This window comes from Pantoea sp. X85 (assembly GCF_029623675.1).
Lineage (GTDB): Bacteria > Pseudomonadota > Gammaproteobacteria > Enterobacterales > Enterobacteriaceae > Pantoea > Pantoea leporis.
The window spans coordinates 1164469-1179525 of the sequence record NZ_CP121108.1 but is presented as its reverse complement, the minus strand read 5'-3'; the positions used below and the strand labels follow the sequence as shown (position 1 = coordinate 1179525).

General features: G+C 53.5%; 14 protein-coding genes. All 14 read left to right on the top strand.

The window, feature by feature from the left end:
• Nucleotides 1-2: 2 nt before the first annotated feature.
• From P6287_RS05390 to P6287_RS05325, 14 genes are read left to right on the top strand one after another with little or no spacing between them, the layout of a single operon-like run.
• Entirely contained in the window at nucleotides 3-749 is a 747-nt protein-coding gene (locus P6287_RS05390; RefSeq protein WP_277974627.1) for a DUF4123 domain-containing protein, read from the top strand.
• Nucleotides 746-1255 carry a DUF3304 domain-containing protein gene (locus P6287_RS05385; protein WP_277974626.1) on the top strand — a complete coding sequence of 170 codons (510 nt, stop codon included), beginning with the start codon at nucleotides 746-748 and terminating at the stop codon, nucleotides 1253-1255. Before P6287_RS05390 ends, P6287_RS05385 begins: the two co-directional genes overlap by 4 nt.
• Entirely contained in the window at nucleotides 1243-1788 is a 546-nt protein-coding gene (locus P6287_RS05380) for a DUF3304 domain-containing protein (protein ID WP_277974625.1), read from the top strand. Before P6287_RS05385 ends, P6287_RS05380 begins: the two co-directional genes overlap by 13 nt.
• Nucleotides 1776-4181: a DUF2235 domain-containing protein gene (locus tag P6287_RS05375; RefSeq protein WP_277974624.1), complete on the top strand. Its 2406-nt coding sequence runs from the start codon at nucleotides 1776-1778 to the stop codon at nucleotides 4179-4181. Before P6287_RS05380 ends, P6287_RS05375 begins: the two co-directional genes overlap by 13 nt.
• A complete protein-coding gene (locus P6287_RS05370; protein ID WP_277974623.1) occupies nucleotides 4178-4441 on the top strand; it encodes a PAAR domain-containing protein in 264 nt (87 codons plus the stop codon). Before P6287_RS05375 ends, P6287_RS05370 begins: the two co-directional genes overlap by 4 nt.
• Nucleotides 4438-5574, top strand: coding sequence for a hypothetical protein (locus P6287_RS05365; RefSeq protein WP_277974622.1), 1137 nt, complete (start codon nucleotides 4438-4440; stop codon nucleotides 5572-5574). The genes P6287_RS05370 and P6287_RS05365 overlap by 4 nt, the downstream gene beginning before the upstream one ends.
• Nucleotides 5555-8881: an ImcF-related family protein gene (locus tag P6287_RS05360; RefSeq protein WP_277974621.1), complete on the top strand. Its 3327-nt coding sequence runs from the start codon at nucleotides 5555-5557 to the stop codon at nucleotides 8879-8881. Before P6287_RS05365 ends, P6287_RS05360 begins: the two co-directional genes overlap by 20 nt.
• Entirely contained in the window at nucleotides 8878-9399 is a 522-nt protein-coding gene (gene tssJ / locus P6287_RS05355) for a type VI secretion system lipoprotein TssJ (RefSeq protein WP_277974620.1), read from the top strand. The genes P6287_RS05360 and tssJ overlap by 4 nt, the downstream gene beginning before the upstream one ends.
• Nucleotides 9400-9428: 29 nt before the next feature.
• Nucleotides 9429-10031, top strand: coding sequence for a CDP-alcohol phosphatidyltransferase family protein (locus P6287_RS05350; protein ID WP_277974619.1), 603 nt, complete (start codon nucleotides 9429-9431; stop codon nucleotides 10029-10031).
• Nucleotides 10024-10953, top strand: a complete 930-nt coding sequence (locus P6287_RS05345; RefSeq protein WP_277974618.1) for a phosphatidate cytidylyltransferase — start codon at nucleotides 10024-10026, stop codon at nucleotides 10951-10953. Before P6287_RS05350 ends, P6287_RS05345 begins: the two co-directional genes overlap by 8 nt.
• A gap of 9 nt (nucleotides 10954-10962) precedes the next feature.
• Entirely contained in the window at nucleotides 10963-11595 is a 633-nt protein-coding gene (locus tag P6287_RS05340; protein ID WP_277974617.1) for a lysophospholipid acyltransferase family protein, read from the top strand.
• A complete protein-coding gene (locus P6287_RS05335) occupies nucleotides 11592-13346 on the top strand; it encodes a bifunctional alpha/beta hydrolase/class I SAM-dependent methyltransferase (RefSeq protein ID WP_277974616.1) in 1755 nt (584 codons plus the stop codon). The genes P6287_RS05340 and P6287_RS05335 overlap by 4 nt, the downstream gene beginning before the upstream one ends.
• 1 nt (nucleotide 13347) lies before the next feature.
• Nucleotides 13348-14667, top strand: coding sequence for a phosphatase PAP2/dual specificity phosphatase family protein (locus P6287_RS05330; protein WP_277974615.1), 1320 nt, complete (start codon nucleotides 13348-13350; stop codon nucleotides 14665-14667).
• Nucleotides 14652-15053 carry a hypothetical protein gene (locus tag P6287_RS05325; protein WP_277974614.1) on the top strand — a complete coding sequence of 134 codons (402 nt, stop codon included), beginning with the start codon at nucleotides 14652-14654 and terminating at the stop codon, nucleotides 15051-15053. Before P6287_RS05330 ends, P6287_RS05325 begins: the two co-directional genes overlap by 16 nt.
• The last annotated feature ends 4 nt before the right edge of the window (nucleotides 15054-15057 follow it).

The window sequence follows — 15057 nt, the reverse complement described above, 5'->3', positions numbered from 1 at the left end:
CGATGACGGACATGAATAATGGATGGTTGAAACAGGCTAACGCGCTTTGCACTGCTGCCGGACAGGATTATCTCGATGTGCTGGTTGATCAGGCTGGCACAGCACAGCCGCTGCAACAGGCGCTGAACCAGATTAACCCGCCGTTACGCTGGTTCGAGCTGTTTGCGAACACGCCTGAAGCGGCAACGCCAGAGTATTCACCGCTGGTGATGCGATTGCATTTTAGCATCAGCAGCCACCAGCGCTGGCTTGAACAGCTGGTGGAACACTTCTCCACGACACCGCGATTGACGTTGCTGATATCGCCACTGGCATTCGACCTGCTGAGTAGCCATTTGCAGGCACTGTCACAGGTTCACTGGGAAGAGCAAACCGGTTTACTGCGCTATTACGACAATCGCGTATTTCCCTCGCTACTTGAGCACGTCCTGACGCCAGAGCAGCAGGCGGCTTTCACCGATATTGCGCTGTTCTGGGGCTGGCGAGATCGTGATGACGAGGTGGTATGGAAAACCGGTACCTGGAACCCGGGTCGACAACTTGCTGATGCGCCAGAGATGCACCGCATGAGTGATGAGCAGGTTGAGCTGATGGGATGTATCAGTGATGCCGAGGCGCTGATGTTGAAAACCAGCGAACCATGTTTCTCAAAAGAAGCGAAATATGCACGATGCCTGCAGATAGCAATGCAGGCAAGTCAGGCTGGATATCTGGGAGATCTATTAGCCTTCACGGAGCATCGACAATGAGTGATACAACCAAGCTGTTAAAAACAATTATTTTCAGTGCCGTGGTTATTTTAGCTGGTTGTGATCAATCAGGAGCTAATGAATATAGCGGTGGGAACTTAGGGGCAATTAACCATGTTGCCGGACAAAGTATTAATTGGTTCAAGGTAAATGACTATCGCGTACCCGGAACGGGTGGCGGTTATTGCTGCATCATGCTACCAAATAAATGGCGTCCAAACCTATCCGCTCATATTGAGTGGGAAATCGACCCAAATACTAATGCTCACCTTCCGCCATTGGGTACTCCTGCATATAACGAAGCTTACGCTCTGCATAAAGCGAAATATCGTCAGTACAGCGCTGATGTGCCTATTTCTGAATACGACGGTGCATGTGGTTTAACTGTGCACTTTTTAACTTGCCAGCAGGTAAAAGTGACGGCCTCATGCCTGTCGCCGTCTTTACCCGATTATCCAATTAAAGAGCCCATAGATATGCAGGAGCCAGCAACATGTCCCAAATAAAATTATTACACGTTGCATTGCGTTGGCTCCGCCGTCGTACACAGTTCGCGGCGCTCTGCAGCCTGCTTATCCTGGCTGGATGCGATCAATCAGGAGCTAATGAATATAGCGGTGGGAACTTAGGGGCAATTAACCATGTTGCCGGACAAAGTATTAATTGGTTCTCCGTTGATGGTTACCGCGTGCCTGGCACTGGTGGAGGATATTGTTGTGTCATGATCCCAGATAAATGGCGGCCAGGATTAGTGGTTCATATTGAGTGGGAAATCGATCCTAATCCTCATGAAAAAATTCCCATGAGAAAAGAGGGGGCCGGATATGACCAAAATGCTTACGCTCTGCATAAAGCGAAATATCGTCAGTACAGCGCTGATGTGCCTATTCCTGAATATGATGAAAGTGCAGGCATCACCGTGCATTTTCTACCCTGCCAGCAGGTGAAGGTTTACGCCGGTATCGCTAGCTACGGTGCGGATACTTACCCGATTAAAGAGCCAACGGATATGAAGGAGCCAGCAACATGTCCCAAATAAAAACCAGAGAAAATGTCTGGGCTCCACCGCATTTTCCGGAAAACGGACGTCTTTGGGTTACCTATAAAGCGGTCATCAAAAATTATTTGCAGCAAAAGCGAGAGGAAGAGCAGTATATGCAACAATTTAATGCACAAACTGAGCGACGTAACGGCGCGGGGTTTACTTGCTCGCAAAGCCTACATATTAGTTTCTTCTTTGATGGAACAGGTAATAATGAAGATAACGATACCAATCACTCTAACCCCACCCATCCGACAAATATTGCCAAGCTTTATCATGCTACTTATGACAAAGCTGCTGAGAATGATGGGTACTATCGCTACTACATGCCTGGGGTCGGAACAGCATTCCCTGAAATCGGTGAATTGAATTACAGTGGAGCTGGATTGGCCTATGCCACTGGTGGCGAAGCCAGAATTAACTGGGCTTTATTGATGCTCGCTGATGCTGTTATGCATGCCTTAACAAAAGGGCAAAAACGTATATCCGCCGCATCTGCAAAGAGCAAAATCTCACATATGGCAGCCGACTGGCCGTTTGATAATCCTGAAAGTCGTAAAGCTGCATTCTATTCATTCTTGAATGCAGAAATGAAGGCGAAGGTTGCTACAGCCAAACCTAAACTGCTTAAGATAAAACTGTTTATCTACGGTTTTTCTCGTGGTGCGGCAGAGGCACGTACTTTCGTGAACTGGCTCTCAGATCTATTTGAAATCCCAAAAGGTGCAAATAAACCGGAACAATCAATACTCGGCATCCCTTTGAGCATTGAGTTCTTAGGTCTGCTGGATACTGTGCCATCCGTGGGGATTGCCCATATTGCACCTCTGGTCGATGGGCATATGGGATGGGCCAACAATACGCAGTTGCTGCCTAATGAAAAACGCTTTCCTCATTTAATTAAATGCTGTCGCCATTTTGTTGCGGCCCATGAGCAGCGCCTGTGCTTTCCGCTCGACTCGGTATGCCGCCCAGGCGGTGGCTATCCGCCAGCCACTCAGGAGGTCATCTACCCCGGTATGCATTCGGATATCGGCGGCGGCTATCCGCCGGGCGACCAGGGAAAAGGGCTGGTGGGCGGACAGAGTGATGACCCCAACTACCCGGGAAATCTGTTGTCGCAGATTATTCTGCATGATCTCTATGCTGCTGCATTTGCAGCAGGTGCACCTCTGACGGTGATGGAAAACTCAATACCTGACGAATTACGTTTAATGAAACCGTCAAGGGTAATGCCCTCTTCCACCTTCCAGGAATTCGATATAAATAAATCCCTGGTCAAGCGCTTCAATGCATGGCGACAAACCATCCTGTCTGAAAAAGATCAGACCAGCCTCGACCAGCAATGCACTATTGATGATGGTTATATCCCACATCTTCTTTCGCAATCTCTGGATGACGCCGTTGCCGATCAAATTGGCTTGATCACCGCATGGCGTATTGGTCGCTATGCTAACGGCAGCTATGCCAGCCAACCTTTTTATCTCAATGCTAAACAGCATTCAAAAGAAATGCTGGAGCAGACAAAAAAAGCGCGTGAGGAAAAGGCGCAAGAGATTGAATACTTACGCAAAGCGGCAAAATCGAACCCTGCATTGAAGGGCGCGGGGGCGATGCTAAATAAGGCTGGTCCGCCAGATTTTGAACCACTGATAGATAAACAACAGCTTCAGGAAGCCGCAGATGAATTTAAAAATCACTACCTGAATAAGATAAGGCCGCAAAGCTGGAGTGAATTTGTTCTTAACCAAATCCCCAAAGGCATTGTATGGCTGATTAACACTGATGATGAGATTACGCAGCAGCGGAATATAAAGCAGGATGGTGAAAGGCTTTATCCGCGTCTTTTCTCCTCGAAACAGGGCACAGTCACAACCGATCCAACGATAGCGCTGGTGGTCGCGCTGTTTGACGATCAGATTCACGATTCGCGCGCCTGGTTTATGCACTCAGCGCTGGGCACACGTGAACCCTGGGGCGGCTATTTTTTCTATCGCTCGATCTATTACGGCAGCCAAAGCAATAAAGATCAGTATTTGTTCTCAATTCACCAACAGTTGATAGGCGTTCCTGTTACTCACGATGAAACATCTTATCGCGTTAAAAATAATGCGCTCTATTATCCATCCAGCAGCATAAGCAACGCTGAAATGCAGAATATCTTCCCGGGCACGAAGGTAGATAAGCCCGTTCCATTCTGGACGGTTATTGACAATGCAACTGGCAAAGCTATTCCACTTCAGGACAGTACAGCACAGTTACTGAACTCCACTCGCGAGCCGGGCACATTAGTCGCCCATGCTAGCCAGCAAATGCTCACATCACAGCACCAGGCCATGATGACCTCTGCCGTCGATATGCTGAAATCATCGGGAGCGCGAGTGGTATGACACTTAACAAACTGGTGCGCGTGGGCGATACGCTCAAACCTTACGGTGGTGAAGTGCTCAGCGGGAGCTTTGACGCGTTTGGCAAGCCGGTGGCCTGCGTCAATGACAAAGCAAAATGCAACGAGCACGGCATGACCACCATTATTCAGGGAGCAACCAACAGCACCGTAAACGGTAAAGCGGTGGCGCTCGATGGGCATAAATGTGCCTGCGGCTGTACGCTGGTTAGTTCCCTGCCGGATATGGATGTCTGCGGATGAATCAACCGCCGGTTTATGCCGATTACGCCACCATTTATCCGGTCCGCTGGCGGCGCTGGTGGGTGGCGTTGCCCGTGCTGCTGTTTATATCAGCGATGACCACCATGCTGTTGTGGCCGGAGGGAAAACCGACCCGTTCGCCGCTTTTCTGGTTCTGCGCACTGGTCTTGCCGCTGCTGTGCTGGTTGCTGGCGGTAACGTTGCGCTGGCTGGTCTGGCTGCAATCTACCGATAACCGCCGCACGCATTATGCAGAAATCTCGCTGGCGCTCGATGCCTGGTGGCAAAAGCGCAGCCAGGCCTTGCCAGTTGAAGCCGTGTTGCTGGTGACGCCAGCCGGAGAAGACGCATCGGAACATCTGGCACTGTTGTCGCAACCAGCGGACGCTCCGCAACCGGGCATCACTGCGCAAGGTTATGCTGCGTTGCGTTGCCCACGGGTGCTTAACAGCGCCCGCAGTCGTCCTGTGATGCTGGCGGCTTATCTCGCCAATCGCCTGGTGACGCATATGCGTCAGTCAGGTGATGCACGCCCAATCAACCATCTCTGTTGGCTGGGTGATGACCAAAGTCTGCTCGCCTTTCGCGAAACGCTACTGGCAGCGGGCATGACGCTGCCAGAGGAAACCCTTCGACTCAGTGCAATTGATGGCGCAGATAGCGTTATCGACCTTTTCGCCAATACAGCTCCGGCTTTGCTGCTGTGTGCCGGAAGCGGCGAAGGATTGTCTGATCGCACCCCGGTTGCCGGGGAAGCGGCCTTTGCCTGGTTCTGCTCGGCGCAGGGGACTGCGCTGATGCATCGCTCGGAGTGCTGGCAACCGGCGTTGGGTGAAACGGCCACTCTGGCCGTTTCACAGCTTTCCCGTTATGCCGGATTAAGTGATATGCCGGATACGGTGATCGCGGCAGATGCCCCTGCCATGGAAGCATTGCTGGAGGGCGGCTGGTCCGCGCTGGATCACGTACTTGCCCCATGGCTCGGCCATGCCGGGCAAATCACACCGTTTACGTTACGGTCGCTGGCGCTGCTCTCGGCGCTCAACGGCCAGTCCTGCGGCTGGATCGCCGCGGAAATGGAATCTCAATACATTACAGGAGTTTGTATTCCCCGTGGAAACCTCCCGCACTAATTCCCGGCACTCGCTGTTCTGGCTGGTTTGTGGCTATTTGCTAGCCGTAACCCTGCTGGTGCTGACTGGCGCAGGGCTCTATTACTTCGCAGGCAGCAGCATTGATCTGCCGGAAGCTCTGCCGCGCCAGATTGCTTTCTGGTCATTGATGGTCTGGCTGGCGCTGGTGTGGTTCTGTCCTCTGTTTATTCTCGCCTGGCGCGGGCTGGTGCGACTCAACGCGCGTGAGGCTACGGGCTCGCAGAAACAGCGCCCTGCCGAGAATCAGTGGGTGCAGGAGATCATTACCCAGATGCGCTACCAGTATCGGTGGCGTTGGCGTAGCCGGGTACGCATTCTGCTGGTGTTCGGCGATGAGCATCTGGTTGAACGGAGTATTCCCGGCCTGACAACTCAACACTGGCTTGAGGGGCATCATACCTTGCTGCTCTGGCACGGTAGTCCGCAGGAAGATCAGCTACCCGCGCAGCTGCGGGCGTTACGCAAAATTCGCCGCCATCTGGCCGATGCGGTGGTGTGGGTAGTGAACGCAGAGGCGGAAATGACTCAGGATGTGCTGGATACCACGGCTCGCCAGATGCAGAAGCGCTACAACCTGTTGGGCCAGGATATCCCACTATGGCTGTGGGAGATTCACGCGCCCTCTCTGCATAATGCCCCCGCGCAGGGGATCGGATTTACCATTGCGCAAAGTGATAGTGCGGACGATTACCGTCAGTCACTGGATGATCTTGAGCACCAGTTGGTTGAGCGCGGCATGCAGCAAATTGAGCGTAATCGCCAGCACAGTTTTTTACTGGAACTGGCGCACGTGCTGCGCAGCGGTGGCGCGGATCGCCTGACCCGAACCTTGTCGCAGCTCTCCGCAGGCGCAAGAGCGCTGCCGCTGGCGGGAGTCGTGCTCAGCCAGCCGGAGATCACCGGAAGCGCTTCATTGCGAAATGCCTGGCAGCCGGGAAAAGCCTGGCGGGATTTACTGGCGCTACGCTGGCGCAGGCCGCTAACTAACGGTGCCTCATGGCGGAAAACGGTGCTGACGCTCTGCTCCTGCCTGCTGGTGATGTGGATGGCCTGCCTGGTGTTTTCCTGGATTGCCAATATGCGTCTTATACAGGCAGATCAGCAGCTTGCCGCCGCCGCAACAGATTTCCGTCAGCCGCTGCAGCAGCAACTTTCAGCCTTGCGCGAGTTGCAGAGAGAGATCGAGCGTCTGCAGCATCGTCAGCAATATGGTGCGCCCTGGTATATGCGTTTTGGCCTCAGCCAGAATGACACACTGTTGGATTCGCTGTGGCAACAATGGCAGCAGGCGGCCATGCCGCTGCTGCGTGATGCCTCCGTCAAGCGCCTGGCTACGCTGATGAGCGGCTGGCGTAACCTGCCGCCCGATAGCCCGCTGCGGGCCGATGAGGCCAAAAGCATGTATGACCTGCTGAAAGCGTACCTGATGCTGGCGCATCCCGAACAATCCGATCCGGCGTTTTTCAGCGCCACGGTAATGAAGGTCTGGCAACGGCGTGATGGCATTCCGGACGCAAGCTGGCGCAACAATGGCGGCGCTATGCTGGCCTTTATGATGACGAATCTGCCTGAGCACCCAGAGTGGCAGTTACAACCGGATATGCGACTGGTCAGCAGTATGCGCTCAGCGCTGCTGCGTCAGATTGGTACCAGCAATGCGGAGACCTCGCGCTATCAGCAGCTCATTGAGCAGGTGTCCCGTGATTATGCTGATATGACGCTCAGTGAGATGGTCAGCGGCACCGACAGCAGCAGGTTATTCAATACCGATGAAACCGTGCCCGGCGTCTTTACCCGTAAAGCGTGGGAAGAGGCAGTACAGCCTGCGATTGAGCAAGCGGCGAAAGTGCGTCGCGATGAAATTGACTGGGTGCTGAGCGATAACAAAACGGCCAGCAATAATGATGTCTCTGCGGAAACGCTGCAAGCGCGGCTGACAGATCGCTATTTCTCCGATTACGCCGGAGCCTGGCTGAAATTCCTCAATAGACTGCAATGGCAGCGGGCGGAGAGCCTGTCAGAATCGATTGAACAGTTAACCCTGCTGGCCGACATACGCCAGTCACCTCTGATTGCGCTGATGAACACGCTGAATGTGCAGGGCCGGACGGGGCAAACTGGCGGTAATCTTACCGATTCGCTGGTGAGCTCTGCAAAGAATTTGCTCAGCAGTGACAAAACCCAGGCCATCGCCAGACCACAAGGTGCACGTGGCCCATTGGATGACGCCTTTGGACCTTTGCTGGCGCTAACCGATACCGGCGCAGCGGCTAAAGATAGCCTCAGCCTGCCAACCTTCCTGACGCGTATCACCCGTGTTCGGCTGCGGCTGCAGCAGGTCACCAACGCGCCGGATCCACAGGCCATGATGCAGTCGTTAGCATTGACGGTGTTTCAGGGCAAAGCCGTTGATCTGACTGACACCCGCGATTACGGCAGTCTGATTGCTGCCAGCCTCGGACAGGAGTGGAGCGGGTTTGGTCAGGCGATATTTGTCGAGCCGATGGTGCAGGCGTGGGAGCAAGTGCTCAGCCCCACCGCTGAAAGCATTAACAGTCAATGGCAGAACGATATTGTAACGCCATGGGATCAATCGTTTGCCGACCGCTATCCGTTTGCTAAACGACAAAGCGACGTCTCCTTACCGCATTTAGCGCAGTTTATGCGTACCGACACCGGACGTATCGCGCAGTTCGTTAACAGTCGCCTCGCTGGCCTGCTACGGCTTGAAGGGGATCGCTGGGTGCCGGATGCCATGAACAGCCAGGGACTGACGTTTGATCCTGCTTTTCTGAATGCGCTGAATAAACTGACGCACATCGCGAACACCGCATTTGTCCGGGGAGATGTGGAACTGCATTTTCAGATGATGGCAAAACCTTCCCGCGACGTGGTGGAATCAGAGCTGACGGTGGATCGCCAGAAGCTGCAATATTTTAACCAGGAAGAGAGTTGGCAAACGCTGAACTGGCCTGACAACCGCTGGCAACCGCAAACCACGCTAACCTGGCGCAGCACCCATACCGGAACCCGCATTTATGCCGATCACCCTGGAAGCTGGGGCCTGATCCGCCTGCTGGATAAAGCCCGCATCACCAATCTGGGGAACAACATCTATCGTGTTGCCTGGCCGACGCCAGACGGGCTGACACTCAACTATCAGATACGTACGGAGCTCGGCAGTGGCCCGCTGGCGCTACTCGAATTGCGCGGCTTCCGCATGCCTGCGCGGATATTTATTTCCGCTACGCAAAATGAAGATGCGTATCAGGGAGGTGAACAATGAAAGTTCGCTTCGCTCATATGTTGCTGATTTTGCTGTCGCCAACGTTGCTGAGCAGTTGTGGAGCGTGGCAAAAAACCAAACAGGGAACAGCAAGCATTGCCGATGCCGTGTTTTATCGTCAGGTCAATATCCTGCACCTGACCTTCACTGCGCGTACGGCGATCAATCAGGACGACGCCCAGCAGTCGATGCCTTTACGCCTGAATATTTTACAGCTCAGCACGCGTCAACATTTCGATAACGCTGAATACAGCAGCCTGCTGACACAGCCAGATTGGGTGCTGAAAGAGAGCCTGGTGGCGCAGCGGCAACTCAGCGTCATGCCGGGACAAAGCATCAGCCTGGATATGCCAATAGAGAAGCAGGCGCAGTTTGTCGCAGTCGTGGGCTTGTTCCGCCAACCGGACCGGGAGCGCGGTACATGGAAACAGGTGCTGAGCCGTGAGGAGCTTGATGCGGATTCACCACGCACGATTGAAGTAAGGGATAACACCCTGAATTTGGAATTATTGAAGTAACTATTCAATTTAACGGCAGGAGCCACAAAGTGACGCTATACGATATAAAACCGAAGTTTCAGCATTTATTAAGACCGCTGGTCGTCAGGATACATGCGCAGGGTATCACTGCGAACCAGGTAACCTTGTTTGCCATGCTCACCTCTGTAGTACTGGGCGCATTGTTGATGCGTTTCCCCGATCCACGCTTTTTTATCACCCTGCCCGTTTTCCTGTTTTTCCGCATGGCGTTAAACGCCATTGATGGCATGTTAGCCCGCGAATTCAATCAGCAATCCACCCTCGGGGCAATCCTCAACGAGGTGGGTGACATTATCTCCGACGCCGCACTCTACCTCGCTTTTGCCTTTGTTACTGGCATCTCTGCCTGGTGGGTTGTGCTGGTGGTGCTGCTTTCCTGGCTGAGCGAATTTTGCGGTGTGATGTGCCAGACGCTGAACGGCATCCGTAGCTACCGTGGCCCGTTAGGCAAAAGTGACCGCGCATTTATCTTTGGTGCTCTTGGCCTGGTGATTGCGCTGTGGCCGCAGTCTATCGGCTACGCTAACGCAGTGTTTGTCCTTGCCACCCTGTTGCTGTGCTGGACCTGCCTGAATCGCTGCCGCAATGCGATGGAGGCGAAAAATGGCTGATTCCAGTCAAGTGCTTTATTACTGCCTGGGCGGTATCTTCGGCGTTCTCATTCTGGCGACGCTGATTATTTTTGTGCTGAGAAAGTGCCGCCCACAACGCAACTGGCTGGAATTGCAGCAGCGCGTTAATAGCTGGTGGGTGATTATCTGCCTGTTCTCGTTAGCAATGCTGTCGCCGAAGTGGCTGGCGCTAACCTTTTTCGGCTTTATCAGCTTCCTGTCGTTAAAAGAGTATCTGACGCTAGCACCCACGCGGCGTTCTGACAGTATGCCGCTGCTGTGGATGTATGCCGCTATCCCGGTGCAATATCTCTGGACCGGCATGGCCTGGTACGGCATGTTCATCATTTTTATCCCGGTTTACGTCTTCCTGTTCCTGCCCGCTCGCATGGTGATTGCCGGTGATACCAAAGGTTTTCTGCACTCTGCGTCGGTAATGCACTGGGGCATGATGACCACCGTGTTCGCTCTGAGCCACGTTGCCTACCTGATGACTTTACCCGGTGCCGACGCCAGCGCCGGTGCGCTGCTGGTGTTCTTCCTCGTTGCGCTGACTGAGCTGAATGATATTGCCCAGTATCTGTGGGGAAAATCGCTGGGCAGGATTCGCGTGACGCCCAACGTCAGCCCGAATAAGACGCTGGCCGGTTTGCTGGGTGGTATCGTTACCACCATGTTGCTGGCCGTGATTCTTGGCCCACTGCTGACACCGATGAGTTATCTCCACTCGCTGGGTGCTGGGTTGATTATTGGTGCAAGCGGCTTTTGCGGCGATGTGGTGATGTCGGCGATCAAGCGCGATTTTGGTGTGAAGGATTCCGGCAAATTGCTGCCCGGACACGGTGGCATTTTGGATCGACTCGATTCACTCATCTACACTGCGCCGCTGTTCTTCCACTTCTATTACTACTTCTACGTGTAGGAGGCGCACATGAACCGCATGCTGCGCTGGATCTTTACCCTTTGCATCGCTTATCCGGTGGTGTGGATCTGGCTGGGTGTCGCCGTGGCCAACCGCAAGAAGCTACCGAAAACAGGCCCGGCGATCATTGTGGCAAACCACAACAGCCATCTTGATGTGCTGACGCTGTTCACCTTGTTCCCCCTCTCGACATTAGTGGACGTACAGCCGGTGGCTGCGGCTGATTACTTCCTGAAAAACAAAGTGGTGGGTTGGTTTGCCCTCAAGGTGATTGGCATCATCCCGGTATATCGAGGAGCACATCAGGCTAATCCATTGCAGGCCTGCGTCGATGCACTGGCGGAAAAGAAAATCGTGATTATTTTCCCGGAAGGCACGCGCGGCGAGCCGGGGAAACTGTCAGAAATTAAATCTGGCCTGTGGCATCTCAGCCAGCAGTGCCCGGATGTGCCCATCATTCCGGTCTATATGCACGGGCTGGATCGCTCAATGGGTAAAGGTCAGAAAATACCGGTGCCGTTCTTTATCGATATTTATATCGACGATCCGCTGCGTTATCAGGACAACAAGGCCGAATTTAAAAGCGCGTTATTAAATCGTTTTGTCGAATTACAACAGCAAGCCATAAGGAAATCATCATGAGCCAGGAAGCACGTTTATTTCAGGAAGGATCTTTTTCAACCAGCGACGGTGAATCTCTCTATTTTCGCCACTGGCCCGCGCAGGATGCGCAGAGCAAAAAAGTGATTGTGCTATTTCATCGCGGGCATGAGCACTCCGGACGTTTGCAGCATGTTGTCGATGAGTTACTTATGCCGGATGCCCATTTTTACGCATGGGATGCGCGTGGACACGGACATTCGCCGGGAGAGCGAGGTTATAGCCCAAGCCTGGCTCGCTCAGTGCAGGACGTCGATGAATTTGTTCGCTTTGTCGCTGAACAAGCCAGGGTGAGCATTGAAGATATTGTTGTGATTGCGCAAAGCGTCGGTGCGGTGCTGGTCGCTACCTGGGTGCATGATTACGCACCTAAAATTCGCGGTATGGTGCTGGCCTCTCCAGCGTTCAAGGTGAAGCTGTATGTGCCTTTCGCACGCACAGGATTGGCTATGCTGCAACGTATTCGCGGTCTGTTTTACGTGAACTCTTACGTCAAAGGGAAATTTCTCAGCCACGACCCCGAGCGCATTCGCAGCTTTGAGCAGGATAAATTCATCACCCGTCAGATTGCCGTGAATATTCTGCTGGATCTGTATAAAACGGCGGAGCGTATTGTTTCTGACTCTGCCGCCATCACCGTGCCAACACAGCTGCTGATTTCCGGCGATGATTTTGTGGTGCACACCAAACCGCAGAAAAAATTCTATCAGGGGCTGCGTAGCGCCATCAAAGAGCAGCATATTCTGCCCGGTTTTTATCACGATACGCTGGGAGAGAAGGATCGCCAGCTTGCCTTCGATAAAATGAAGCCGTTTATTGAACAGCTTTACCACGCTGCGCCTTACACCTTCGATTACAGCCATGAAGATCAGTGGAGTCCGGGCGCTGATGCGTACCGTGAGTTGCAGGCGCCACCTAAGCGCTGCTCACTACAAGGTGTGTCCTACGCTTCATTAAGTTTTGGCATGAAAACCATTGGTCGGCTGTCAAAAGGCATGCGCCTCGGATATGAAACCGGCTTTGACTCTGGCAGCACGCTGGATTATGTCTACCGCAACACGGCTGAAGGCACCGGCATTATTGGCCGTATCATCGACAGGCAGTACCTCAACAGCATTGGCTGGCGCGGCATTCGCATGCGCAAAGAAAATATCCAGCAGGTGATTGCGCAGGCCGTAGCAAAACTGCAAGAGCACAATTTGCCGATTCGCGTGGTCGATATCGCCGCCGGACATGGCCGCTACGTTCTTGATGCACTAGAGAAACAGCCGGGAATTGAAAGCATCTTGTTGCGAGATTACAGCGATCTGAATGTGGAGAAAGGCCAGGCGATGATTGAAGCGCGTCAATTAGGCCACCTCGCGCAGTTCAAAAAAGGCAATGCCTTCGATTATGACTCGCTCGCCACACTCGCGCCTGCGCCGACGCTGGGCATTGTCTCCGGCCTGTATGAACTGTTCCCGAGCAACCAATTAATCAAAACTTCGTTGGCCGGGTTGGCAGCCGCCATTTCGCCGGGCGGTGTGCTGGTTTATACCGGGCAACCGTGGCATCCGCAGTTAAAAACCATCGCATGGACCTTAACCAGCCACCAGAACGGTATTCCCTGGTTGATGCGCGTACGCAGCCAGAAAGAGATGGATACGCTGGTCGAAGAAGCTGGATTTGAGAAATGCCACCAGCTGATCGATGAGTTTGGCATCTTTACCGTGTCGCTGGCGGTAAGAAAATAGCATGACTGAATCGTTGCTGACACAACGCCCTTTTAGCCCCTGGAAACAGGGGCTTTGCTGGCTGATGTTGCTGGGGCCCCTGTTTTTTCTCAGCTACGGGCAGGTGAATACCTACACCGCTACCCGCGACGATGTGGAAAGCCTGGTGTTTGCCTGGGAACGTTCGATTCCATTTGTTCCCTGGACCATCGTGCCTTACTGGAGCATCGACCTGCTTTACGGTATTTCACTGTTCATCTGCACATCAAGACAAGAGCTGATGCGTCACGGCTATCGCCTGCTAGTAGCATCGCTGGTGGCGTGTGCAGCGTTTTTACTTTTCCCGCTGAAGTTTACCTTCACGCGCCCGGAAACCCAGGGTGCCTTCGGCTGGTTGTTCCGTCAGCTTGAACAGTTTGATTTACCCTATAACCAGGCCCCTTCGTTGCACATTATTCTGACCTGGCTGCTCTGGCTGCGCTTTCGCCAGCATCTGAATCGCAATGCGAGAATTATTGCGGCCAGTTGGTTCCTGCTGATTGCTGTCTCGGTACTGACCACCTGGCAGCACCATTCTATCGATGTCATTAGCGGGATTGGGGTCGCGGTCATCATCAGCTACCTGATTCCAATTAGAGGAGAATGGCGCTGGCAGCGCCCCACTTGGCACGCGCGACGTCTTGCTGGCAAATACGGCCTGGGTGGAATGCTGTTTTTACTGGCGGGGATAGCGATTCCCTGTGGTCATTTGCTGTTGTGGCCTGCCATAGCGCTACTGGCGGTGGCTGCGGGCTATGCCGGCTTGGGCGTGACGGTGTTCCAGAAAAACAGTTGCGGCAACTTATCCCTCTCCGCACGCCTGCTGCTTTTACCCTATCTGACAGGCGTGAGGATTTCCCGCCGCTGGTTTTCCCGGCATAGCGCGCAAAGTAATGAGATTGTCGCTGGCGTAGCGCTGGGCAGGTTCCCGGGCAAAGCGCAGCAGGATTTTGCCGTTTTTGATCTGACCGCAGAATTACACAAAGGCAACCGGAGCGCACAGCGATGGCAGGCCTATCCGCTAATGGATCTGCTAGTGCCCGACATTGCGCATTTGCAGACTGCGGTAAGACAGCTTCAGCAACTGCACCAGGAAAATGACAAGGTGTTGGTTTGCTGCGCGCTGGGTTTATCGCGCAGTGCCACAGTGATTGCGGCGTGGCTGCTGGCGGAAGGACATGCAGCTTCTGTCGTTCAGGCCGTTGAACTCATTAAGTCCCGACGCCCGCAGATTGTTCTCACCCCTGCACACATTGCAATCCTCGAAGCCTTCAGCAAGGAACAGCTATGTCTGACATCATGATGACCAACCGAATTGTGCAAATTCATCTGGCCAGCTGGCGCTACTTTGCCGCGCTGACGCTGCCACCTTTGGTGCTGATACTCAGCCTTTTCTACTCCGCGCTGAGTCTGCCGTTAATGGTGTTGTTCTTCATCACACACTACTACTGCTGGCGTTTATGGCTCGATGAACGGCTCTTCGCACTGCTCAATAATGAAGAAGACCTTGCTGAGTTTGACCGGGGCATGGCGCAGCTATGGCCGAAAAAATTTGCCCGCCCGCGTTCTCTGGCTGATCGCCTGCACGGAACAAGAGTCATGTTTTACCGGGCAATGATCTCACTGCTGGTGTTGTGGTTGGCTTCACTTTGCTCAGTGAGTTATCTGGCACTCACGCTGGTTGAGTAGGTGA